General features: G+C 66.7%; 26 protein-coding genes, 2 tRNA genes, 1 other RNA gene and 1 pseudogene. 12 read left to right on the plus strand and 18 right to left on the minus strand.

The features are described 5' to 3' along the window. Nucleotides 1-103 precede the first annotated feature (103 nt). Entirely contained in the window at nt 104-1,294 is a 1,191-nt protein-coding gene (locus VV02_RS23740; RefSeq protein ID WP_052595671.1) for an MFS transporter, read from the plus strand. Here VV02_RS23740 and VV02_RS23745 read toward each other — a convergent pair. Beyond that, nucleotides 1,272-3,602 (minus strand): DNA polymerase III subunit gamma and tau, encoded by a 2,331-nt coding sequence (locus VV02_RS23745; protein ID WP_052595673.1) that lies wholly within the window; start codon nt 3,600-3,602, stop codon nt 1,272-1,274. The two genes, VV02_RS23740 and VV02_RS23745, sit on opposite strands and share 23 nt — an antisense overlap. A gap of 131 nt (nt 3,603-3,733) precedes the next feature. On the opposite strand from VV02_RS23745, the gene VV02_RS23750 reads away from it, so the two are divergent. Further along, nucleotides 3,734-4,096, plus strand: a complete 363-nt coding sequence (locus VV02_RS23750; RefSeq protein WP_157063520.1) for a nuclear transport factor 2 family protein — start codon at nt 3,734-3,736, stop codon at nt 4,094-4,096. Here VV02_RS23750 and ffs read toward each other — a convergent pair. Beyond that, an RNA gene (gene ffs, locus VV02_RS26185) (signal recognition particle sRNA small type) lies at nt 4,093-4,189 on the minus strand. The genes VV02_RS23750 and ffs overlap by 4 nt on opposite strands. 95 nt (nt 4,190-4,284) lie before the next feature. Further along, nucleotides 4,285-4,372: transfer RNA gene (locus tag VV02_RS23755), tRNA-Ser, on the minus strand. A 277-nt stretch (nt 4,373-4,649) separates the two neighbouring features. Between VV02_RS23755 and VV02_RS23760 the strand changes: the two genes are divergently transcribed. Next, nucleotides 4,650-5,459: a LytR C-terminal domain-containing protein gene (locus VV02_RS23760; RefSeq protein WP_083450394.1), complete on the plus strand. Its 810-nt coding sequence runs from the start codon at nt 4,650-4,652 to the stop codon at nt 5,457-5,459. A gap of 14 nt (nt 5,460-5,473) precedes the next feature. On the opposite strand, the gene VV02_RS23765 is transcribed toward VV02_RS23760, so the two are convergent. Further along, a complete protein-coding gene (locus tag VV02_RS23765) occupies nt 5,474-5,782 on the minus strand; it encodes a hypothetical protein (RefSeq protein ID WP_052595679.1) in 309 nt (102 codons plus the stop codon). Between the two features lie 15 nt (nt 5,783-5,797). Next, nucleotides 5,798-7,342 carry a helicase HerA-like domain-containing protein gene (locus tag VV02_RS23770; RefSeq protein ID WP_052595681.1) on the minus strand — a complete coding sequence of 515 codons (1,545 nt, stop codon included), beginning with the start codon at nt 7,340-7,342 and terminating at the stop codon, nt 5,798-5,800. Nucleotides 7,343-7,445: 103 nt separating this feature from the next. Here VV02_RS23770 and VV02_RS23775 point away from each other — a divergent pair, with 103 nt between their 5' ends. From VV02_RS23775 to VV02_RS23800, 6 genes are all read left to right on the plus strand, one after another. Then, nucleotides 7,446-7,739, plus strand: coding sequence for a type II toxin-antitoxin system VapB family antitoxin (locus tag VV02_RS23775; RefSeq protein ID WP_052595683.1), 294 nt, complete (start codon nt 7,446-7,448; stop codon nt 7,737-7,739). After that, nucleotides 7,736-8,269 carry a LytR C-terminal domain-containing protein gene (locus tag VV02_RS23780; protein ID WP_052595685.1) on the plus strand — a complete coding sequence of 178 codons (534 nt, stop codon included), beginning with the start codon at nt 7,736-7,738 and terminating at the stop codon, nt 8,267-8,269. Before VV02_RS23775 ends, VV02_RS23780 begins: the two co-directional genes overlap by 4 nt. A gap of 9 nt (nt 8,270-8,278) precedes the next feature. Further along, nucleotides 8,279-9,181, plus strand: a complete 903-nt coding sequence (locus VV02_RS23785) for a cobalamin-binding protein (RefSeq protein WP_052595687.1) — start codon at nt 8,279-8,281, stop codon at nt 9,179-9,181. Between the two features lie 38 nt (nt 9,182-9,219). Next, the gene (locus VV02_RS23790; RefSeq protein WP_052595689.1) at nt 9,220-10,512 is read left to right on the plus strand and encodes an alpha-hydroxy-acid oxidizing protein; all 1,293 of its coding nucleotides are present in this window, start codon (nt 9,220-9,222) and stop codon (nt 10,510-10,512) included. Nucleotides 10,513-10,615: 103 nt separating this feature from the next. Beyond that, nucleotides 10,616-11,839, plus strand: a complete 1,224-nt coding sequence (locus VV02_RS23795; protein ID WP_052595691.1) for a hypothetical protein — start codon at nt 10,616-10,618, stop codon at nt 11,837-11,839. Between the two features lie 73 nt (nt 11,840-11,912). Continuing rightward, a complete protein-coding gene (locus tag VV02_RS23800) occupies nt 11,913-12,893 on the plus strand; it encodes a helix-turn-helix domain-containing protein (protein ID WP_052595692.1) in 981 nt (326 codons plus the stop codon). 44 nt (nt 12,894-12,937) lie between these two features. On the opposite strand, the gene VV02_RS23805 is transcribed toward VV02_RS23800, so the two are convergent. Together VV02_RS23805 and VV02_RS23810 are read right to left on the minus strand one after the other, a co-directional pair. Next, the gene (locus VV02_RS23805; RefSeq protein ID WP_052595693.1) at nt 12,938-13,396 is read right to left on the minus strand and encodes a hypothetical protein; all 459 of its coding nucleotides are present in this window, start codon (nt 13,394-13,396) and stop codon (nt 12,938-12,940) included. Between the two features lie 226 nt (nt 13,397-13,622). Further along, entirely contained in the window at nt 13,623-14,504 is an 882-nt protein-coding gene (locus tag VV02_RS23810) for a crotonase/enoyl-CoA hydratase family protein (protein WP_052597506.1), read from the minus strand. Nucleotides 14,505-14,565: 61 nt separating this feature from the next. Here VV02_RS23810 and VV02_RS23815 point away from each other — a divergent pair. Further along, nucleotides 14,566-14,655, plus strand: a tRNA-Ser gene (locus tag VV02_RS23815). A gap of 124 nt (nt 14,656-14,779) precedes the next feature. After that, a complete protein-coding gene (locus tag VV02_RS23820) occupies nt 14,780-15,262 on the plus strand; it encodes a hypothetical protein (protein ID WP_052595695.1) in 483 nt (160 codons plus the stop codon). Between the two features lie 240 nt (nt 15,263-15,502). On the opposite strand, the pseudogene VV02_RS27485 reads toward VV02_RS23820, so the two are convergent. The 7 genes and pseudogenes from VV02_RS27485 to VV02_RS23850 form a co-directional block, all read right to left on the minus strand. Next, nucleotides 15,503-16,387 (minus strand): annotated as a pseudogene (locus tag VV02_RS27485) (recombinase family protein); the annotation flags it as partial. Then, complete coding sequence (locus VV02_RS26195; protein ID WP_083450396.1) at nt 16,329-17,885, minus strand: tyrosine-type recombinase/integrase; 1,557 nt, start codon at nt 17,883-17,885, stop codon at nt 16,329-16,331. The pseudogene VV02_RS27485 and the gene VV02_RS26195, both read right to left, overlap by 59 nt. Next, the gene (locus tag VV02_RS27490; protein WP_218917463.1) at nt 17,885-18,139 is read right to left on the minus strand and encodes a helix-turn-helix domain-containing protein; all 255 of its coding nucleotides are present in this window, start codon (nt 18,137-18,139) and stop codon (nt 17,885-17,887) included. The genes VV02_RS26195 and VV02_RS27490 overlap by 1 nt, the downstream gene beginning before the upstream one ends. After that, nucleotides 18,136-18,771, minus strand: a complete 636-nt coding sequence (locus tag VV02_RS23835) for an ImmA/IrrE family metallo-endopeptidase (protein ID WP_052595699.1) — start codon at nt 18,769-18,771, stop codon at nt 18,136-18,138. Before VV02_RS23835 ends, VV02_RS27490 begins: the two co-directional genes overlap by 4 nt. A gap of 32 nt (nt 18,772-18,803) precedes the next feature. Further along, a complete protein-coding gene (locus VV02_RS23840) occupies nt 18,804-19,187 on the minus strand; it encodes a helix-turn-helix domain-containing protein (protein ID WP_052595700.1) in 384 nt (127 codons plus the stop codon). A 174-nt stretch (nt 19,188-19,361) separates the two neighbouring features. Continuing rightward, a complete protein-coding gene (locus VV02_RS23845; protein WP_179945369.1) occupies nt 19,362-19,649 on the minus strand; it encodes a DNA-binding protein in 288 nt (95 codons plus the stop codon). Nucleotides 19,650-19,831: 182 nt separating this feature from the next. Continuing rightward, a complete protein-coding gene (locus tag VV02_RS23850; protein WP_052595702.1) occupies nt 19,832-20,038 on the minus strand; it encodes a hypothetical protein in 207 nt (68 codons plus the stop codon). A gap of 140 nt (nt 20,039-20,178) precedes the next feature. On the opposite strand from VV02_RS23850, the gene VV02_RS23855 reads away from it, so the two are divergent. Further along, complete coding sequence (locus VV02_RS23855) at nt 20,179-21,030, plus strand: hypothetical protein (RefSeq protein ID WP_052595703.1); 852 nt, start codon at nt 20,179-20,181, stop codon at nt 21,028-21,030. 1 nt (nt 21,031) lies between these two features. Here the strand turns inward: VV02_RS23855 and VV02_RS23860 are convergent, their stop codons facing one another. From VV02_RS23860 to VV02_RS23875, 4 genes are read right to left on the minus strand one after another with little or no spacing between them, the layout of a single operon-like run. Next, entirely contained in the window at nt 21,032-21,271 is a 240-nt protein-coding gene (locus VV02_RS23860) for an antirestriction protein ArdA (protein WP_052595705.1), read from the minus strand. 13 nt (nt 21,272-21,284) lie between these two features. Then, a complete protein-coding gene (locus tag VV02_RS26560) occupies nt 21,285-21,683 on the minus strand; it encodes a hypothetical protein (RefSeq protein ID WP_157063521.1) in 399 nt (132 codons plus the stop codon). After that, complete coding sequence (locus VV02_RS23870) at nt 21,680-22,045, minus strand: antirestriction protein ArdA (protein ID WP_052595709.1); 366 nt, start codon at nt 22,043-22,045, stop codon at nt 21,680-21,682. Before VV02_RS23870 ends, VV02_RS26560 begins: the two co-directional genes overlap by 4 nt. Next, entirely contained in the window at nt 22,017-22,649 is a 633-nt protein-coding gene (locus VV02_RS23875) for an MT-A70 family methyltransferase (RefSeq protein ID WP_083450397.1), read from the minus strand. Before VV02_RS23875 ends, VV02_RS23870 begins: the two co-directional genes overlap by 29 nt. Between the last annotated feature and the right edge of the window lies 1 nt (nt 22,650).

The raw sequence follows: 22,650 nt of genomic DNA on the forward strand, positions 1-22,650 counted from the left end.
ACCGTCCAGGACCGGCCTTCACCTGCAGTATTCGAATCGGTCCTGTTCTCGAACGTTCAATTGGCCCTTAGCGTGGGACCAGTCTGCTTCTAACGTCAGTTCCATGACCACCACGACCGCACCCCCGCAGACACACCGCTCGCCGATCCTGACCCGGCCGCTGCTCGCCGTGGTCGCTGCCAACTTCTGCGCCCTGTGCGGGTTCTACCTGCTGGTCGCCGCCATCCCGTCTCAGGCCACGTCGATCGGAGCGGGTACGTCCGGGGCCGGCCTGGCCACCAGCGTTCTCCTCCTCACCACGGTGGCCGGCGAGCTGATCGCGCCGCGACTGCTCAACCGCTACACCAGCCGTCGGGTGCTCGGCGGCTCGCTGGCCGCCCTCGGCCTCGCACCGCTGCTCGTCACGAGCTCACCGACCATGGGCGCACTGCTGCTGGGCTGCACGATCTGCGGTCTCGGATTCGGTGTCCTGATGGTCACGGCGGGCACACTGATCGCCTTCCTCGCACCGGCCGACCGCCGCGGCGAGGCCCTTGGCCTCACGGGAGCGATCGCCTGCCTGCCCGGCGTCGCGGGTCTGCCGGCCGGGATCTGGCTCGTCGCGCAGTACGGCGCAGCACCGGTCTTCCTGCTCGCGGGCGGCGCGACCCTGGCCGGACTCAGCGTGCTGCGCGGAGTCCCCAGCGATGTGACCGCGACCGATGGCCCGCCCTCTGGGCTGCTGGCAACCGTCCGGCGTCCCGAGATGTGGCGTCCGTCCCTCGTCTTCTTGTCGACGACCATGGCGGCCGGCATCGTCGTCGCGTTCCTGCCGCTGGCGCTCGGAGCGGCCAGCGGTGTCGCAGCAGCCGCCCTGCTGGTCATGTCGGTCGGCGCGACGCTCGGACGTTGGCTGGCCGGACGCCACGGTGACCGGCACGGGCCGGCGCGGCTGCTCGTACCCAGCCTGATCATCAGCGCCACCGGACTGCTGATGCTCGGCCTGACGACTCAGCCAGCCGTCGTACTCCTCGGCGCGGCGGTCCTGGGCCTGGGGTTCGGCGGCACTCAGAACAGCAGCATGGCGATCATGCTGGAGCGGGCCTCCGCTGCGGAGTACCGCAGCGTCACTGCCCTCTGGAACATCGCCTACGACGCGGGCTGGGGTATCGGGGCGGCGGCCTTCGGGATGGTCGTGGGCGGCACGGGATTCGCGATCGCGTTCGGGATCACCGGCCTGCTGATGCTGTCCACGCTGGGCGCTGCGATCCGGACCAGCCGCTCTGGCTCGGTCAGCCCTGCTGCTCGTCGATGACGGTGCCGCCGAGGACGCTCTGGATCACGGGTACGCCGATCCCACCCGAGTCCTCGATGTTCTCGTCATCCCGGTCGGCTGCGCTGTCGTCGGCCGCGGGCGCGGCGGGCTCGGCTGCGCCGGCCTTGGCCGAGCTGGCCCGGGCCGCCTCCATCGCTCGTTGTCGCGGGCTCGGCGTCGACCGGTTCGCGCCGGGTGCAGCCGGAGCCGAGGTGCTCGGGGTCTCGTTCGTCGTAGCCGGCGCGCTCGCCCACGCTGGTGGCGGTGCACTCGGCGCACCCCAGCTGTCGCCAGGGGCCGCGTCCCAACCGCCGCGAGGAGTGGCCGGCGCACCCAGGCTCGCCGCGTCCGGCCCGGACTGCTGGCCGGCGGCGCCGGTGCCCGAGCCGCCGGCGCGCGGCGACTCGGCAGCGTTGCGCGGTCGGTCGCCCCGCGGCGCGGATCCGCGTGACGACTCCGGCGGCGGCGGCTCGTCCGGAGGCTCTGGTGCTGACTCCGCCGGCCATCCACCGTCGGCCGCCGGCTCGGGCGCCGGGGTTCCGTCGGGCGTCCCGGCAGGCGTGGGCGGAACCTCGGGTGGTGCGCCGCCTTCGTGCGGCTGCGCCTCGACCCGGGCGTCGACACCGATGGCCTCGTTGAGCGCCTGGCGGACGACATCGGGGTGCTGTCCGCGCCGGAAGGTCTCGGCCAACGCCGACGTGCTCGTCCCGAGCAGCAGCCGCTCACCGTCGTAGTCGAGGACCTGCGCGTGCTGGCTGATCAGCGCCCACGTCACGCGCTTGATCTTGGAGACGTTCTCCAGGACGCGCGGCCACTCCCGTCGAATCGCAGCGGTGTCGATCCCGCCCCGGGCCCCCGCCGCGGGAGCCGCAGGCTCAGATGCGGCAGGCGTGGGCGCGGGTGCCGTGGAGGCGGCCGGCGCACTCGCCGGCTCCGGGGACGTCTCACCGGCCGGCTTCGCGTGCCGATCCTGTCGGTCAGGCTTCGCGGGAGAGCCAGCGGGAGCCGGCTCAGCAGCCGCGGGCTCAGCAGGCGCGGGCTCGGCAGCGGGCGCAGACGGCGGCGGCGTGGCCGGCCTGGGCTCCGCGGCAGGTGCCGGCGCGGGAGAGGGCGGAGGTCGTACGCCATCGCCGGCCGTCGGCAGGTGCCCCATCTCGAGGCGGTGCTCGAGTCGGTCGAGGCGGGCGGCGTAGCCCTGCTCGCCTGCTGCGCCCGGCAGCAGCACCCGCGCGCAGATCAGCTCGAGCTGCAGCCGTGGACCGGTCGCACCGGTCATCTCGGTCAGGCCGGTGTTGACGACATCGGCAGCCCGCGAGAGCGCGCCGGACCCGAACGCCGACGCCTGCTGACGCATCCGCTCCAGCTGGTCCTCAGGCACCGACCGCAGCACCTGCGCGGCGCCGTCCGGCACGGCCGCCACGATGATCAGGTCGCGCAGCCGCTCGAGCAGGTCCTCCACGAATCGCCGTGGGTCGTGCCCGGACTCGATGACCTTGTCGACCTGCTTGAACGCCGACGCCGAGTCACCGGCAGCGAGCGCGTCGACCGTCGCGTCCAGCAGCTCGCCGTCAGTGAAGCCGAGCAGGGCGGCCGCTCCGGCGTAGGTCAGGCCCTCGTCGCCCGAACCGGCGATGAGCTGGTCGAGCACCGACAGCGAGTCACGCACCGAGCCACCGCCGGCTCGTGTCACGAACGACAGCACGCCCGGCTCGACCGTGACCCCCTCGGCGTCGCAGAGCTTTTGCATGTAGTCCGACAGCAACCCGGGCGGCACGAGCCGGAACGGGTAGTGATGCGTACGCGATCGGATGGTGCCGATGACCTTGTCCGGCTCGGTCGTCGCGAACACGAACTTCACGTGCTCCGGCGGCTCCTCGACGATCTTGAGCAGTGCGTTGAAGCCCTGCGGCGTCACCATGTGCGCCTCGTCGATGATGTAGATCTTGTAGCGGCTCTGGGCCGGACCGTACGACGCCCGCTCGCGCAGATCACGCGCGTCGTCGACACCACCGTGGCTGGCGGCGTCGATCTCGATCACGTCCACCGTGCCGGACCCGCCGCGAGCCAGCGCGACGCACGACTGGCACTCGCCGCACGGGGTCGGCGTCGGTCCCTGCTCGCAGTTGAGGCAGCGCGCCAGGATGCGAGCGCTCGTCGTCTTGCCACAGCCGCGCGGCCCGCTGAAGAGGTAGGCGTGGTTGACCCGGCCGGTGCGCAGCGCCTGCATCAGCGGCTCGGTCACGTGCTCCTGCCCGATGACGTCGGCGTACGTCTCGGGTCGATACCGGCGGTAGAGAGCGGTCGTCACCCTGGTGACCCTAACGGCGACCGGTGTCGCTCGCGGTGGTCGGTGTGGACGAGCGCAAGCGAGGTGTACGCCGAACCGTGCGTGGGCGTACACCGACCGCTTTGTCGGTGGTCGCTGGGAGCGTCCTGGCCATGACGAACGCTTCCGAAACCATGCGCGAGCTGGCTGCGGTGATCGACGCCCGCGACTGGGCGCGGCTGCAGGACCTACTGACTCCGGACTTCCGCGGACGCTATGTCCACACCGGCGAGACGTTCGACGGTGAGGGCTTCGTCGCACTCAACCGGGACTACCCCGGGGTGTGGAGGTTCGTGCTCGAGGACGCGGTCGGCGACGGCGATCGAGCGGCCGGTCGATCCACGGTCTTCAACGACGACGAGGAGCACCACGTCGCGACGTTCCTCACGGTGCGCGACGGGCTCGTCTCCGAGCTCGTCGAGGTGTGGGCGGAGACGGTCGACGCGCCATCCGCGGACCGCCGGCCGGAGGCATAAGGGACCCCCCACGTACCCGGAAGAGCTCTCCTACCCTTGCTGCATTCCTGCCCTGGGGGAGTTCGGAGAGGTACCGCCACATGGGGGGCCGAGGCATCACTCTAGGCCAGCACCCGCGTACGGATGAAACTGACCGGGCGTGAGCATGAGAAAGGGACCGGAGCAGCGCACCCGGTCCCTCTCAGCTGTGGCGGAGGATAGGGGATTCGAACCCCTGAGAGCTTTCACTCAACACGCTTTCCAAGCGTGCGCACTAGGCCACTATGCGAATCCTCCGCCGAGCACAGTACATGCGAAGGTGGCCAGTCTCCGAATCGGGCCACCACGTCGTACGCCGACTGCCCCCGGTCTCCCGAGCGCCCGGCGTACCGCGATGTGGGACGCCGCCTGCTCCTGCGGGGTGATGCCCGCCACAGTCAGAAGAGACGAAGGCCCGCGACAACGCGCGACACCGGCCAGACGTCTTTGAATCGTGACGGCGTGGGAGCCTGGTTCTGGTGACAAACCCGTCACAATTGGATCGTCTGGACGCGACAGTACTGGGGTTGAAGGCATGCCTGGGGATACACGACGAGGCCTCGTGATGGCCGTCGCCGGTGCATCGGTTGTCGGCGTGCTCGCGCTCTCCGGCTGCGGTGGCGACGCACGCGGCGAGGAGCCCAAAGCGTCTCCGAGCTGTCCCACCGTGATCCCCAAGCCGACGATGAAGATCGCGTCGAAGTCGATCTACGTCAACGTGATCAACGCCAGCGAGCAGAACGGCGCGGCCGGCAAGACGGCCAAGCAGCTGAGCTGGCGCGGCTTCCGCATCCTCGACACCAAGACGCAGAGCCTGATGGACGACCATGCGGTGCCCAAGGCCGCAGAGATCCGCTATGGCAAGGGCGGCCGCCAGATCGCGCTGACGCTCGCGACCCAGGTCAAGAACGCCGTGCTGACCCAGGACGACCGCACCAACCCGACCGTGGACCTGGTGATCGGCGAGGCGTTCGGGCTCATCCCCGTGCCGCCGCCGCCGGCCAAGGACGTCCGCATCAACGTCTTCAACACGACCTACCGAGCAGGGCTGTCCGGTCAGGTCGCCGCGGCGATGCGGGCTCGCGGATTCGAGATCATCGAGAACAACAACGACCCCAAGGGCCGCTTCCTGCCGAGCGACGTCGCGCTGATCGTCTACGGCGAGCGCGGTGAGCCGCAGGCCCGCCGCGTCGCGCTGCAGCTGAAGGGCTCCAAGCTGCAGCAGGACGGCCGCACGGACACGACGGTCGATGTCGTGATCGGCAACAACTACTCGGCCCTCGTGCCCGAGGCGCAAGCGGTGCCGACTCCCACGCCGACGCCGAAGAAGCCGGCCGGCTGCTGAAGCCGGCCGGCGGGCTAGCTGCCCGACCCAGCAGCGGCGACGACGAGCGACGTCACGAGCACCAGGACCAGCAACCCGGTGATGATCGACGAGATGATCCCGAGGATGCGTCCGACGACGACCAGTGATCGGTTGGAGTACGTCCCGATCGGGTAGGCGTCGATCTCCTTGAGCGCCTTGTTGCCCATGATCCACGCGGGGATCCCGAGCGGCAGGCAGCCGATCACGAAGCTCAAAGCGCCGAGAATGATGATGGTCAACCCTTGCGGGTGCTCCCGGGGCGCGGAATAGCCGGCGTACGACGACTGGTACGGATCACTCATGCGCGCAGTATGCCGTTAGCGGCGGCGCCGCGCGGTCCCGAAGATGCTCCGGGTGATCTCGCGCCCGATGACGGTGCCTGCGGAGCGCAGCGCGGACTTGAACGCGCTGGACTTCACGACCTGCTCCACCATCCCCGGCTCCTCCTTGGCGGGCTTCTCAGCCGCCTTGCCCGCGGGAGCAGGCGCCGCCGGACCACCCTCAGCGGGCGCCGCGGTCAGTCGGGCGTTGAGCTTCTCGTACGCCGACTCCCGGTCCAGCGCCTCGGCGTACTTGGCCTTGAGCGGAGAGGCGTTGACGAGCCCGTCGACCGTGGCCTCCGTTGACGGCGCCATCAGTGACTGGGGTGCGATCATCCGCGTCCACGCGACCGGAGTGGGCGCGCCCGACTCCGACAGCACGGTCACGACCGCCTCACCGGTGCCGATCTGGGTCAGCAGGTTCTCCAGGTCGTAGCCGCTCTTGGGGAACGTCTGCACGGTCGCCTTGAGCGCCTTCGCATCGTCCGGCGTGAAGGCGCGCAGCGCGTGTTGCACCCGGCTGCCGAGCTGGGCGAGCACGCCAGACGGCACGTCCTTCGGCGTCTGCGTGACGAAGAAGACACCGACTCCCTTGGAGCGGATCAGCCGGACGGTCTGCTCGATGGCGTCGAGGAACGCCTTGGAGGCGTCGTCGAACAGCAGGTGCGCCTCGTCGAAGAAGAAGACGAGCTTGGGCTTGTCGACGTCGCCGACCTCGGGCAGGTCGTGGAACAGGTCGGCCAGCAGCCACATGAGGAACGTCGAGAACAGCGCGGGCCGGTCCTGGACCGCCGGCAGCTCGAGGCAGGTGACGTAACCCTTGCCGTCGGGCGTCGTACGCAGCAGGTCGGCCGTGTCGAACTCCGGCTCGCCGAAGAACACGTCAGCACCCTGGTCGGCGAACCCGATCAGGTTGCGCAGGATCACGCCGGCCGTCGCCGCGGACAAACCACCGAGCGACTTCAGGTCCTCCTTGCCCTCATCGGAGGTGAGGTGCTGGATGACCGCGCGCAGGTCCTTGAGGTCGAGCAACGCGAGGCCCTGCTGGTCGGCGTAGTGGAAGACCAGACCGAGGCTGGACTCCTGAGTGTCGTTGAGCCCCAACACCTTTGACAGCAGCGTCGGACCGAACGACGTCACCGTCGCCCGGATCGGCACACCCTTGCCGAGACCGCCGAGGGAGAGGAACTCGGTGGCGTACGCCGTCGCCGCCCACTGCTGGCCGACCTCCGTTGCGCGTGCGGTCACCTTGTCGTTGGCCTCTCCCGGGGAGGCCATGCCGGACAGGTCGCCCTTGATGTCGGCGAGGAAGACAGGGACGCCCTGACCGACCAGCTGCTCAGCCATCAGCTGCAGCGTCTTGGTCTTACCGGTGCCGGTCGCGCCGGCCACCAGGCCGTGGCGGTTCATCATGGCCAACGGAAGGCGTACGGGGACGTCGGCGTGCGCCTGACCGTCCACCACAGCGGCGCCGAGCTCGAGGGCCCCACCCTCGAACGCATAACCGGACTTGATGGCTTCGAGGATGCTGGAGTCAGTCACGCAGCAGACGATAGCCCGCGATCTGGCTCAGGGCGCGGCACTCCGGGATGGAGCCGCGTGGCGCCCCATGAACTGCCAAAAGTCGCCAACTAGACTGCGGCGCGTGATCTTCAAGGCTGTGGGCGACGGGCGACCCTATCCGAACCACGGCCTGGAGTCTCCCCGCGACTGGAGCCCCGTCGCGCCGCGGATGGTTCGGCTGGATGAGCTGATCACCACCAAACGGACGCTCGACCTGACGATCGTGCTGTCGGAGGACTCCACGTTCTATGGCGACCTGTTCGCCCACGTCGTGCAGTGGCAGGGCGATCTCTATCTCGAGGACGGCCTGCACCGGGCCCTGCGTGCAGCTCTGCAGCAGCGGCCGGTGCTGCATGCGAGGGTGCTGGACCTGTGACCAACCAACCTCCTCACCGCTATGAGACCGGGCTGGCCCGTGCGCGTCGACGTCGTCACCGCCGCTCGGTAGCCGTCATCTCGGTCGTCACCGTGCTGGTCGTCGCCGGCTTCGCCTACGCGATCGGCTACTGGCAGAAGTGGCTGCCCGGCATGGAGGACGCGACGCCGTCGTGCACCGCCACCGCGTCGCAGACGACACTGCCTCAGGCCCAGTTCGCGCTGAACATCTACAACTCCGGCACCAAGCAGGGCGGCGCCAACGACGTGTCGCTGGCGATGAAGTCCCGCGACTTCGATGTCAGCGTCGTCGGCAACGACCCTTACAGGAAGCGGATCGACGGAGCCGGCGAGATCCGGTTCGGGCCGTCCGGTGAGGCCAACGCGGTGAAATACATCAAGCCGCTCGCACCCGACGCCCTGATGGTGCAGGACGGTCGCACCGACAACAGTGTCGACATCGCCGTCGGCTCGTCCTTCCCGACGATCCCGACCAAGAGCCGCCCGCCGCAGCCTCAGCCGACGTGCTGAGCGACTGACATGCGCATCGTCTCGTTGCTGCCGTCGGCCACCGAAATCCTGTACGCCGTCGGTGCCGGTCCGGACGTCGTCGGCGTGACGTTCGAGTGCGACTCCCCGCCGCAGGCTCGCGAGCAGGCGCGCATCGTGTCGACGTCAGCCCTCCCCGAAGGCCTGACGCCCGCCCAGATCGACGAGACCGTACGCCGGCTGCTCGCCGCGGGTGAGGACATCTATCACCTCGACCGCGATGCGCTGTCGACTCTCGACGCCGACCTCGTCGTCACCCAGGACCTGTGCGCCGTGTGCGCGGTCGATGTCTCGGAGGTGCACGACGCCCTCGACTACCTCGGCTGCACGGCCGAGGTGCTCACCACCGACCCGCACACCCTCGAACAGGTCTGGCGGTCCATCGAGGACATCGGCGAGGCGACCGGCCACGTCGAGTCCGCTGCCGACCTCGCCGACTCGCTGCGCGATCGGGTCGAGACCGTACGCCGATCGGTCGCCGGCGCCCCGCGCGTCCGGTGTGCGCTGCTCGAGTGGACCGACCCGCCGTTCGCGCCGGGTCATTGGGTGCCCGAGATGATCGAGCTCGCAGGCGGCAACAGCGTCCTCGGTACGGCCGGCGCGAAGTCCACGACGCTCAACTGGCGGACCGTCGGCGCGTCCACTCCTGAGGTGGTCGTCGTGGCGCCGTGCGGCTACGGACTCGAGCAGTCGGCAGCCCTCACGCGGGACCTGGTGCAGTCACGTCGACTACCCGTCGGCGTACCCGTCTGGGCCGTCGACGCCAACGCCTCGTTCGCCCGGCCCGGCCCGCGCCTGGCTGACGGCGTCGAGGCGCTCGCCGCGATCCTGCACCCCGAGCGCGCTGGCTCCCCCGACCCAGCCCTCGCCCGCCGCATACCCACCGCTGGTTGAGCCCTGCACCTACTGGCGGGTATGCGATCCTCGGGGCCATGACTGAGGCGAGCGCACCAGAAGGCATCGGACGTCGGATCCAGGCGCAGATCTACCGCCGTGGAGTTTTCGGCTACCGACCGGCCGTACCCGTCTCGCCGGATGTGCTCGAGACCAAGGCGTACGCCGCCATGTCGCCGACCGCGCGCTCCTACATCCACACCGGCGCCGGTCGCGGCGACACCATGAGTGCCAACCGCGACGCGTTCGACCAGTGGCGCATCGTGCCGCGGATGATGCGCGACACGCAGCAGCGCGACCAGTCGATCGAACTCTTCGGGCGGCGGCTCGACTCGCCGTTCCTGACCGCGCCGATCGGAGTGTCCGAGATGGCGCACCCCGACGGAGATCTCGCGCTCGCTCGCGGCGCGCGCGCAGCCGGCGTTCCCGTCATCATCTCGACGCAAGCGTCACAGCCCATGGAGGACATCTGCGCCGAGCTCGGCGATCAGGAGCGGTGGTACCAGCTCTACTGGTCCAAGGACGACGAGCTGGTCGAGAGCCTCGTCCGTCGCGCCGAGCGCGCCGGGTGCACCGCTCTGGTGGTCACGCTCGACACGACGCTGCTCGGCTGGCGGGTGGAGGACCTTGACCTCGCGTGGCTGCCGTTCGCACGTGGGATGGGTATCGCTCAGTACACCTCTGACCCGGTGTTCCAGAGGCTCGTGCAGGAGCGAGTTGCCAATCCCACCAACGAAACTGACGACCAGCCACGTCCTCGCCCGGGAGCTGTCCGGTCCCTGGCAAAGCTGTCGCGCACCTACCCCGGAAGCACCCTCGACAACCTTCGCTCCCCCGAGCCGCGGGCAGCTGTCGAGACGTTCCTCGACGTGTTCTCGCGGCTCGATCTCACCTGGGAACGCCTCGCGTGGCTGCGCGAGCGCACCAGCCTCCCGATCCTCGTGAAGGGGATCCAGCACCCGGACGACGCCGAGCTCGCGCTGGAGCACGGCGTCGATGGCATCGTGGTCTCCAACCACGGCGGCCGACAGGTCGACGGCGCGATCGGCTCGCTGGCCGCGCTACCTGGTGTGGTCGACGTGGTCGCAGGACGGGTACCCGTGCTCTTCGACAGCGGAATCCGTTGTGCCGCAGACGCTTTCAAGGCCCTCGCCCTCGGCGCGACTGCCGTCTGCATCGGTCGCCCCTGGGTCTGGGGACTCGCGCTCGGCGGTGCGGACGGCGTACAGCAGGTGCTCGAGACGTATCGTGCCGAGCTGGACCTGCAGATGAACCTCACGGGAGTCACCTCGATCGGTGAGATCACTCCGGAGACGATCGTCCCGGCCTGAAAGTCTTCCAGCGCACCAGAAGTGCCACCGCACTGCGGTGCCACCACGGTGGGTCGTGAGCCGTTCCAATACTCGGACGATGTCCCCCCGAGAGGAACGTGTCATGCCATCGCCGCAGAACGCACGCAACCTGGTTGCCGCCTCGAGCCTCGCGCTCGGCCTGGTGGCCGCCGGGATTGCCGCTCCATCCGCGCACGCCGAGCCCAACGGACCGCGAGCGCTGGGCGAACCGATCGTCCTGAGCACCGGCCAGACGGGAGCCGGCCGCCCGAGCGTCGCCTACAACGCCACGTCGGATGAGTTCATGGCCGTCTGGGCCTCCCAGGGCGACAACAGCGAGTGGGACCTGTTCAACCGTCGGGTGGCTGCCGACGGCACGCTTCCCGACGACATCCAGACCACGGAGAAGGCGGCGAACGACCAGGTCAGTCCGGACATCGCGTACAACCCGGACCAGGACGACTACTTCGTCACCTGGCAGCTGCAGGCGGATCCGAACCATGAGCCGAAGTTCAACTACGCGTTCGGCAAGTCGGTCGGAGCCGACGGGGGCAGTACGACGGAGGCGGTCGAGGTCTCCGGCGCGTCCGAGGACTCCTCGCTGGTCTACAACCCGGTGACGAAGGAGTTCGTGCACTACGCCCGATCCTTCGGAGCGAGTGATGCCAAGGAAGGCACGCTGAGCCGCCGGATCAGCGACGCCGGTCAGCCGGTCGGCGAGGACAACGTGGTGGGGCCCCCATGCGCCATTCCCGCAGGTGACATCGCAGTCAACGCCGCAGGCGGCTACCTGGCCACCTGGCGCGACCAGTGCACCCACCCGATGCCGGTGCAAGGACAGCTGCTCAACAAGGACACCTCCGCCTCGGGGCAGGCGCTCAAGCTCGCCGACCGCGAGGCGAACGAGATCCGGCTGGCCTACGACCCCGGCAAGGATCGCTACCTGTCGGTGACGGTGGGCTTCGGTAACCCCGGACCGGTTATGGCCGAGGCCATCAGCACGGACGGGACCCCCGCCGGCTCACCAACGACCGTCGCCAATGACGCTGTTGACGCCCGTGTCGTTCTCGACCCGGTCAACAAGGGCTACATCGTCGCCTGGTCGGCTGCGGACGGCATCTGGACCAGGACCCTGTCTGCCGACGGCGCCCCTCAGGGTGAGCCCGTTCAGCTGGCCGCCGGCACGGACTACTCACTGGCGCTCGGCGACGTCAGCGCGAGGTCGAAGGGCGACGGCGGCGCCGTCATCACGTGGTCGAACCAGACCTCCCACCAGGCCCTCGCCGGACTGGTCAAGACATCGGCGGGATCCGGCACGACCTCGTGACGCGAGGAAGAGACGCCCGGATCGGCCCGCCGCTCCGGGCGTCTCTTCCTGGCTGATCCGATTGACTGAGTCCGTGACAGAGCTGACCGACCTCCTTCGCGGGCTGGGTCTACGCCGCGAGGAGGCCGTGTCGTACGAGCAGCTGCTGAAGGGTCCCGCGCGGTCTGCGGAGGTCGCGGCCGCTACCGGGCTCGACGAGTCCCTGACGGGCGCGGCTCTCGACCATCTCGCTGAGATCGGGCTGGTCGCGCCACTGCGCAGCGATCCGAGCTGCTTCGCACCGGTCACTCCCGAGGCTGGTCTCGACGTGCTCAGCGCGCTGCGGGAGTCCGACATCAGGCGGGCCCGGATCGCGACCATGACGGCCTTCGATGCGTTCAGGCGCAGCGTACGGCCCGAGCCCGAGGATCCGATCGAAGTCGTCACCGGCGCGGCGATGAACCCGCGGATCGACAGCATCGTCAAGTCCGCCCGCACCCAGATCCGAGCACTGGACTCACCGCCATACACCGAAGGTCGGGCATCGGTCGAACCGCAGGAGCTGCAGCAGCTCGCAGACGGGATCGACTACCGCGTGGTCTACTCGCGCGCCTCGATCGAGCATCCGGGCATGCTCGAGAACGCGATCGAGGTGTGCCTGGCGGCCGGCGAGCAGTCCCGCGTCCTGCCCACCGTGCCGGTGAAGCTGGCCATCGTGGACCAGGAGATCGGCTTCGTCTCGCTGTCGATCGCCGAGGCGGACGTGAACCGCGCATTGCTCGTCATCCGCCGGTGCAGCCTGCTGACCGCCCTCGAGGCGCTGTTCGAGATGTGCTGGGCGGCCGCGACACCGTTGGCGGTGAGTGCCGAGCCGAACTCCCGTCCGTGGATCGAGCCCGTTGATCAGCGCATTCTGGCGCTCCTCGCCGCTGGGATCCCGGACGCCGATGTTGCGGCACGCGTGGGGCTGTCGCGTCGGTCCTTCTTCCGCCATCTGGAGCAGCTGATGCAACAAGCCGGCGTCGACAACCGCTTCCAGCTTGCGGTGCACGCCGGCCGCAGCGGCTGGATCTGACCGGCGCCCGGCTCACCTGCGCCGGCTCGTCCTCTGGGTCCGGCTCAGGACCGGTCGCCCACCTGCTCGGCGTACCAGGGCGAGGCGACGTGCTCGACGATCTCGCGTAGCGTCCACACGTCCTGACCGCGCTCACGGTCGAGCTCGTCAGCGCTGCACGCCTGCAGGACCAGGACGTACGTCTGGGTCAGGCGGCGGATGCGCTGCTGCGCCTCGCGCAGGTCGGCCTCGGTGAAGTGCGCCCAGTCGCTCTCGAGCGTGACGAGACTTGCGCGCCACTCGTCCGGGATCGTCTCCGCCCCGGACAGAAGCGCCTGAGTCTGCGCGAGGTGGTCGAGAAGATGATCGGCGTAGCGGCGAATTGCCTTGTGCGGCGTATAGATTCGCTCGTTGTCATCGGTCACGAACGGTCGACCGTCCCAACGGAGCCAGGTCTCAGCCAGCGCGAGCGTCCGGTCGGTGGCGGCGTTGAGGAGTGTTGTTGGATCGGTGCTCTGGGCCATGCTCTGGACCCTAGAAGTCGGACACCTCGACGGCCGTCGACATGTCGCCGTCACGCTGGCAGGGCACGCGACGGTGCCGCGTGCCCTGCCATGGTGCGTGCGATCTGGGGAGGAGGCCCCCCGATCTGCGGGTGGCCTCGAGACCGCACCTCCATGCTGCGGCGTGGCGTGGTCCTCGTTCTATGCGACCGAGGCTCGATCCCGGCTTCGGTGGTCCTAGGACCATCTAGGGGCGCGGGTCGTCCTGCCACGGGTAGAACGGCGGCATCTCGGTGGCCGTGAACTCCGGCGTCCGCTTGTCGAGGAACGCCCGCACGCCTTCCTCGCCGTCGCCGAAGCTGGTGAAGTACATCGCGAGCGAGTCGACGCGGTGCGCCTCGAGCGGGTGGGCCTGAGCGCTGTTGCGCCACATCATCTGCCGGGTGAGACCGACGCCCACCGCGGAGTGGCCGTCGACGAACCGGTGAGCGAGGGCGTACGCCGCCGGCAACAGCTCGTCGGGTGCGTGCACCGACCGTACGAGACCGCCCGCCAGCACCTCGTCCGCGGGGAGGATATCGGCGGCGTACGTCCACTCCAGCGCCCGCGAGATGCCGACCAGCCGCGGCAGGAACCAGGACGAGCACGCCTCAGGCACGATGCCAAGTCGCCCGAATACGAAGCCGATTCGCGCCTTCTCGGAGGCGAGCCGGATGTCGGCTGGGAGCGTCATGGTGGCGCCGATGCCGACCGCGGCACCGTTGATGGCGGCGATGACCGGCTTCGTGCACGCGTAGATCGCGAGCGAGACTCGGCCGCCGGTGTCGCGCACCTTCGCCTTGATCTCAGGATCGTCGAGGCGCTCGTGCATGTCCTCGAGCGTCGGCTCGCCATCGATGCCGAGCCCGAAGACGTTGCCCTCGACCGAGAGGTCCATGCCGGCGCAGAACGCCTTGCCGGCGCCGGTGAGGACGACCGCGCGTGCCTCATAGTCGGTGTTGACCCGCGTGAACGCGTCGACCAGCTCGTTCGCCATCGTGACGGTGAAGGCGTTGAGCTGGTCCGGACGGTTGAGCGTGATCGTGCAGATGCCGTCGGCCACGGCGTAGTCGAGCGTCTCGTAGGTCATGGCCTCGATCATGACGGGTCCGATTTCGCGAGCGCCGAGGGGCTCGGGTACCCTCGTCGGCGGTGGCGTGTCCGAGCGGCCTAAGGAGCACGCCTCGAAAGCGTGTGTGGGGGCAACTCCACCGTGGGTTCAAATCCCACCGCCACCGCCATGCGAGTTCTACTTGAACCCGCGGAGGAGTTACGTCCGAACGAAGCGCCCGGACGGCGCGCCACCTCAGAGTGGCGTGGCCCCCGGGCGCTTCGCTTTGAGGTGGCCGCACGCCGTCGTTGAACGTGGCTCGTCTCCTCCTGACCGGGGCCTCCGGAGGCGGCCGCCTCAAGCAGCTCACCAAACGGCGGACGGGGATCGGCATCCTGTACACCGGCCTCGTCGATCCAGAGCTTGCGATAGAGCGCGTCGTTGATCAGGCCGCGAACTTCATCGCTCGTGTCGCGATACAGAGTCGATACGTCGCGAAGGAGACCAATGGCTGCGGTCAAGGCTTCCGCTCCGGCACGGAGCCGATCGTTGCTCGCAGTCTGTTCAGCCTCCAGACGCGCACGTTCTTCGCGAAGCCGATTGAGTCGCTGCCGGATCTTCTCCTGCGGCAGGCCTTGCTCGGCCAAGTCGATGAGTCGCTCCTCACGGCCATCGAGCTCACGGAGCTTCTTGGACGCAGCCTTGCGGATCACATCGAGGCCGACTTGCTCTCTATCCAGCGCGTCTTTGACCTGAGCGTTGATCGACTCGACGAACTCCTCGGTCAGCAGGACTGACTGGTAGTGCCGCTCGATGGCCTGCTCAACGACATGGACGGGCAGGTAGGGCAGGTCGCACTGCTTGTTCTGCCGACCCATGCAGACGAAGTACGCGTAGGTGCCGCCTCGTCCTGTGACCTCGGTGTAGATGAGCTTGGATGCCCGACCCCGTTGGCGGCAGCGATCGCAGTGCAACTGCTTCTTCAGGTAGTGAAAGTGTTTGCGGTCCCGGCGGGTTGGGGCTGAGCGTTGGGCGATCACGTCCTGGACCTGGGCGAAGAGCTCGGGTGGCACGAGAGCCTCGTGACGGCCAGGGAAGTGTTCACCCTTGTAGACGACCATGCCCATGTAATACGGATCCCGCAGCATGCGATGCCACTTGCTGACTGATGGCGCCACCGGGCTGGGCGACTGTCGACTGGGCAGGGTCGTCAGACCGAGATCACCGATCCGGGCTGCCAGCTGCTTGATCGAGCAGTCGCCAGTCGCGTACAGCTCGAAGCCCTGGCGGACGAGCGGTCCGCGGACGGGATCGATCGCCACGGCGCTGACCTGGCGCCCCTCGACGTTCTCCTTGACGTTGACGTAGCCCAGCGCGGCACGTCGAATCGTGCCGCCGAGCTTGGCCTTGTGGGCCAGCTTGCGGGCGATGTCCTGTCCTTCTGAGGCTGAGCGGTACTGGTTAACGCTGGCCAAGATGCCGCGCGTCATCTGGCCGGTTGGTGAGTCGTCGATGTTCTCGGTTGCGGAGATGAGTTTCACGCCGACCGAGTCCATCTCCACCATGACCAAAGCGTCGTCGATGCGGTTCCGGTTCAGTCGAGACAGCATGTAGACCATGACGTAGTCGATGTCGCGGCGCGTTGTGATGCGCTGCATCATCGCCTGGTACTCCGGTCGTCCCTGGACCGACCTGCCAGATCGTCCCAGCTCGACGTACTCCCCCACGATCTGCAACCCGAGACTCTGAGCCTTGCGTGTGCAGATCTCACGCTGCGCCGGGATCGACAGCCCTTCGGGGTCGTAGTCGGTGTCGACCTGAGACCGGCTGGAGACGCGGAGGTAGATGACCGTACGGCCAACCTCACGCCGCTGACTTCCACTGGCTGTCGGGTCCTCGTCGATCTGATGCTGTGCCCTCATCAATCCCTCCAGGTGTGATCGGACCGGTTGTCGGCCAACTCATACGGACTTGACGCGCTTTGAGCAGGTTTAGTGGATAGGTGTCTCGTCGTTTCTGAAGTGAGCCCAGGAGCGACATCGCCTCTCTCACACGTTCCGACTCTGCCCACAGAACGAGGTACCTCGCCTCTGTTATCGAATCGTCAATTTGACGACCACTTCTGACGCCAACGCAACCGAGTAGCCTGATGTTTGCGTGGGTACGAGCGAGCCGAAGAACAGAGAAAGCATTGCTTTCCATGCAGAGCCAGTTAGAATAGAACTCTGGCAAACTCCAGGTACTTCGCGACGCCCAATCAACAGTGGTCGCGGCGACACGCGGTCCGACGCCTTTTGGATCGTTGACGACCATTTTGACGCCAACGCCACCGCCCAGTAGCCGCTCGACCTTGTCCAGTGCGGAACTACGCGACGCGGCGTCACTGTGCTGGTAGATCTGCATCGTCGTGCTCACGTTGGCGTGACCGAGGATGGCCTGCGCATCGCGGGCGGGGACCTGAGCGTCCTTCAGCAGGGTCGCTGTCGTGTGGCGGAGGTCGTGGATCGTGACGTACCTAAGTCCGGCCGCCTTTCGTATTCGATGAAAGCGACGCAGAACGCCGTTTGATAGGGCGGGTTTACCATCGCGATTAGTGACGACGGTGCCAAGACCTGTCTGCGGACGCGGCAGCGTTTGGAGTACCTCACGAATATGCGGCAGCAGCGGCAAGACACGGTCCCCCGACCTCGTCTTGACGGGCTGCAGGGTGAAGCGTCGGCTGGCGTACTGCAGCTGACGATGTACATGGATCGTTCGGGCACTGAAGTCAATGTCATCCCACGTGAGGCCAAGTGCTTCGGCATGGCGTAGACCGTAAAAGAGGATGAGGGCGTAGGCGACATACCAAGGATCGCTGCGAGCTTCGTTCAGAAACCGGAAGGCTTCTTGAGCACTCCATGGCGTCCGCTCCGGCCGATAGTAGGTAGGGAGTTCAGTCTTTCGCGCGACGTTGCGCCCGATGAACTCATGCCGCTCGGCGTGCCTCAAAAGGGTGATGAGTGTGACTCGCATGTAGTGCACCGTCGGCAGCGTCGCACCCTCAGCGAGTCGCGACAGCAGAGCCGCCTGCACATTCTGAACGGTAAGTGTGTCCAGTCGGTATCGCCCGAGGAGCGGCCGGATGTGATTCCGCGCGATCAAGGCGTACTGCCGATACGTGTTCGGTTTGCGCGTCTGGGCGACATCTCTCAGCCAGTAGTCGACATACTCGCTCAACAACCAGGTCCGATCAGGAACTCGCTCCCCCGCACTGGCACCGGCGATCCGTTCCACGACCTTCTGATACGCCTCGGCTCTGGTCTTGCCGAAGACGGATACCCGCTTGCGAACGCCTGCGACGGTAGTCACCCAAACGCGACCCTCGTAACGCCCGTCCTTGCGCTTATAGATCGTGCCTTCACCGTTGGCGTTGCGGCCCATCAGGCAACCTCCGAGCGTCTGCGAAGAGCATCCACGAAGGCGTCCAAGTCGACTCGAGGGACGAGCCGACGTCGACCGATCTTCACGGAACCAAGCTCGCGCCCGTTGATAAGTCGATAGACCTGCCAGCGGCTGACGCTCAGCAGGCTGCAGACTTCAGCCACCGTCAGGAGCTGCAGCGCAGCGCTCCCCAGGCGACGGCTGAGATCGTCGTCGTCTCGGCCCGTCGACGGCGTATCCGGCCGGGCGCTCACCGTGCGCCCCCGGACATCGTGACCGGCCGGAACCCTTGCTCTTGCCAGCTCGGCGTTGAAATCGGACGCGCACAGCGCTCTCGGGCCAGGCCCGTTCGATCGATGAGGCCCGTCTGCTCCAGGCGAACGCGAACCGCCTGCTGGCTGACATCGAAGTAGGTCGCGAGTTGGTCGAGCCGCTGGGTCAGATTGCACCAGGCGTGCTTGAGGTCGCGCTTCGGGATCAGAGCGCAGCCAGCGAAGTAGTCGGCGGCGCGCTCGGCCTCCCAATCGGAGCGGTAAAGTCGCGCGCTCGCGCCGTGGTCGACGATGTGCTTGTACTCGTGCAGCAGCGTGAATCGCTGGCGGACTGGACTGTCGTCCTGGTTGAGCACGATGATCCAGGACTGCCCATTCCAGTAGCTCAGCCCGCTGGTGGAGAGCGGCTCGTAGACGACCTGGGTGTGCGGGAGATCGACCAAGTGGTGTTCTTGGACTCCGTCTTGTCCGACGTTGAGGAGCTCGAGTAGCCGACCGGCCTGTCTCTCTGCGAGCTGTTTGGCGCTGTCGAAGTCGAGCTGGTAGCGCGGTGTCAGTGCGCGCAGGCTCCCCAGTATCGAGGGCGATGAGTTCATGGTTGATGTGATGATCATGAGGAGCCTCCTTTCGGGTGTTGTTTTAGTAGTTAGCGTTCGTCTTCGCCGGGCCGAGGTCCCGTGCTTGATGGGTCGATGCCGTACTTCTTGGTGATCGCGGCGATCTCGTGAAGAGCGGTCTCGGGAAGTGCCGGGTATCGAGTACGCAGGTAGGGCTTCAGGGTGGGGAGCTCATCGGCCTGGTCGTAACCGGCTGCGGCGTACAGGTCAGCCAGGGGAAGGTCGAGCGTGTCGGCGATCTGTTGGAGCAGGGCCTGGTCGGGCTGCCGACTCTGGCCAGCCTCGATCTTGAAAAGCGTCCCTTTCCCGATGCCGGTCTCGGATTCGAGTTGGCCATACGAAAGGTCGCGAGATTCACGTGCGTCTCGGATAAGATCTCCGAGAGAGTTGGATGATGATGCTGGTTCGTTCATGTGGGAATTCCTTGTTTTCAGTATATATTCCCCGTTTCTATTTCGAAACGAACTTATACAATTCCACAACACTTTTCCAGTGAACGCCGGCACTATTTCGGGGTTGTGTGGGTGGGAACCAGAGAGGCAAAAATGCCTCGATCTGGTTCCCACCCGTGCGGGAGTTGAGCAGCCTCAGCTACTCGTACCCTTCCGTGCCGTGGACGGCTTGCTGGGCGCCTTGGTCGGCGTCGCCAGCAGTGCCTGGATGGCAGCGCGCTGCTCGTCGGCATCGCGAGTGATCTCGTCCTGGAGATCCTTCGCCCTGGCAGCAACCGCTGGGTTGGCTGCCATGACCTCGACTTCCTTCTCGATCGCGATGCGGATCGCATCGATGATCGAGATGCCGCTGAGCTTGGCCAGGATGGCCAGGCGACCGTGCAGGTCGTTGTCCAGCCGGACGGCCAGTGTCTTGACGGACATCTGACTCGTTCTCCTTCCTGAGGGTGTACTCCCATCCCTCGCCACGTGGGCGAGGGATGAACCACCGTCCTCGGGGTGGTGCAGCCCTCGACCGGATTGGTCAAGTGGCTGCAGGCTCCCGGGGAATGCGCCAGGAAGTGAGAACCCCGCCGCAAGTGCTGCGACGGGGTGGGTGGCCTGTGCTACTTTCGCCGCGCGGAGCGCAGCAGACCAAAAGCAACCAGGCTTGTCACGCTGAGAAATGTCAGCGTGACAATAATCATGGCGGCGTCGCCGTCTGCGATCGCAGGGATGACAGTTTCCTTGGCGTAGATGACAAAACCAATCATCAACAACCCAAAGAGGATCCAAGCAACCAGAACGACGAACACCATCAGCTTATCTCCCATGGCATTTCCTCACGTTGTGCGCGGGAAGCCACCGGCGATCTTGGCGGCTCTGACCGATCGTGACGATCGGTCAGATTTGCCAAGATGTGCTGACTACCCCGAATTAATCATTTTCTTGTTGAATTGTCAAGGAGCAGATTATGGGAACGGTGTTGCTCACGAGCGCTTTAGGCACCCTTGTCGTCTACACAATCGTGCGAGTCGAACAGCTGATAACGTCTGACTTGTGGATTCAGCATCGCGGAGTGGCGTGGCTGAAGGTGGCGAAACGCGCGTCGGCGGGCCAATTGCGGGACCCCGAGTACGTCGACCGATTGTTTGAGCGGTTCGGCGGCGGGACAACGCCATGGCTTTTTGTAGGCATCAAGTCGTATAGACTTCGCAGGTTGTCGCGGCATCTCGAAGCGAGCGGGGCGTACCGACGAGCCAGAGCTGTGAACCTTTTCCGCACGGTCTTCTGGCAGTACTACACCTTCCCGTTCCTGGTCGCCATCCTGCTCTGTGCACTGTCGTTGACTGGGCGACACACTGACTCGATTCGCTATCTCATGCTGGCCGAGGCGGCTTTGCTGATAGTCGGATATATCGCCATTTGCGCCGAATCCGTGTTTGCTTTGCTCCTGTTCGGATCTTGGAGCCCGTGGTATCACCGCTTCCCCAAAGTGCCGCGGTCCACGAAACAAAACACGAAGGTTGACGAGCTTCAGTTCGCAGGTGGCGCACTCATGCTGCTCGGGTTCGTCGCACTCGTACCGCTGCAACTTATTGTCGACAGTCAGTTCGGCGCCCATGCACATGGGAATGGCGTCACCAGGATTAGTGCTCTTGGGTGGGCAGCAAGGGAAGTCATCAATTGGACGTTCACGATTGGCGATCCAGTTCCAGTCGTCAATGGGTACGGAACGGTGGCCGACACTGTGTGCGCGCTTACGGCTTTGCTGGGACTCGGCTCGCTGGCTACCTTGCTCGGCAAGGCAGTCTTTAAGAGCTGACCTACAACGCGGCATCGAAGATCCACACTCCTCCGCCGTCCCGGCGTGCGATGTAGATCCGCCCATCCAGCCACAGCCGCTGCACTATCGCCTCGTAGTCGATCTCGAGGTAATCGCTGAGCTGCTCGGCGTCGGCATGCTCGCTGTCCTGGACGACGAGCATCTGGTTGGCGATCGACTCGGCCCAGGCGCCCGGTGATTCCCAGGCTCCGAGGCAGGCGTCCTCGAAGCTGGCAAGCATGCCGGGATCGCCGTCATGGAGTTGTGCCCCAGAAGGCGTACGCGTCGCCGTGCTGGCGGATGCCGCGGGCGACTGTGGCGATCATGTCGAGTGGATCTTCGGGCTCAGGGATGAAGTCGCCGAAGTCTTCGGCCGCTGAGATGTGCACAGCTGTGGCGCCGAGCTCTGGTTGGCGAGTCAGCAGGTCGCGGGCGGAGCGTTCAAGCTCGATGCTTTCGACGGCGGCATAGACCCATTCGCTGTTCGTCTCGCTTGGTGCCTCTATCGCTGGGGTCAGGCGGATCCGTGGGTAACGCTGCAGCAGAGCTTCGCGCTCAGCGCCGCCCTGCTTGTCAGGCGACGGGTCGGGGTGCGGCTCTGAGTTGTGCTCGTGGCGGCTAACGCCATTTGGTGTGGGCGGCCGTTCGCTCATGACCGTGTCTCCAGGTCATGGTCGGTCGCGAACACCCAGACGCCGCCTGCGGGGTTGCTGATCATAGTGATGTCGCCGGCGTTCCAGCGGTCGGCCGCGAACTGCGCGGCATCGAACTTGATGTACCCGCTGAGCAGCGTCCCGACCTTGGCCCCGATGGTCTCGAGGACGCCGGCCTCGTCAATGGCCGACCGCGCCCAGTCGGCGCCCGAGGCGTAGGCGCCGAGGAAGCACTCGTCGAAGGCAGCGTCTGCCTCGGGGCTGTCGCCGTACCGGCTGCGCCAGTAGCAGTGAGCCTCGTCCTTCTCCGGTGAGTTATCGCGCGGACCGCGTTCATGATTGGTGGGATTGTTCTCGTGCATTGCTGCCTCCTTTCTGGTTACTGGTGGTCTGCTTCTCGTTGTTGCTCGCGGCGCGACGTGCGGGCGGCGACCGCTCGCGTGGCTCCCCCGGCACGGGGTAGCCGGCGATACGGAGATCGCTGTCGATCTCGTTCCCCCAGGCATCCCAGCCGGGCTGGGGTCGCCGAGCGAACAGCTCGAGGTAGGGCCCGGGCGAGATTCGCTCGATGAGGGCGTACTGCTCTTCGGGCTTGTGTGAGTGGTCCTGAACGGGCGCCTGGATCCAGGTCGGTTGCGACCGGTAGGCGACGGGCGCGTCGCCCTTGGTGGCGAACAGCAGGTGCTCGGTGGAGTTCCGCAGGTAGTTGCCCAGACCCAGCCGGAACTTCACCCACGTCAAGGGTGACCGGACGGTAAAGCCCCAGGCTTCGGCGACGTCATAGCCGTGGCGGAGGGTGGCGTTGGTGACCCAGAGCCACAGGTGGGCGTCGTCGGCGGCCAGGTCGGCGACCGGCATCGCCTTGATTCGCTCCAAACTCATGAGGTTGTAGTGCGCGACCGCGCCGCGAGCGCCTCTCTGCTGGATGTCCCAGGGAGGGTCGGCCAGGATCGTGCGATATCTCATG

Source organism: Luteipulveratus mongoliensis (assembly GCF_001190945.1).
In the GTDB taxonomy this organism is placed as follows: Bacteria; Actinomycetota; Actinomycetes; order Actinomycetales; family Dermatophilaceae; genus Luteipulveratus; species Luteipulveratus mongoliensis.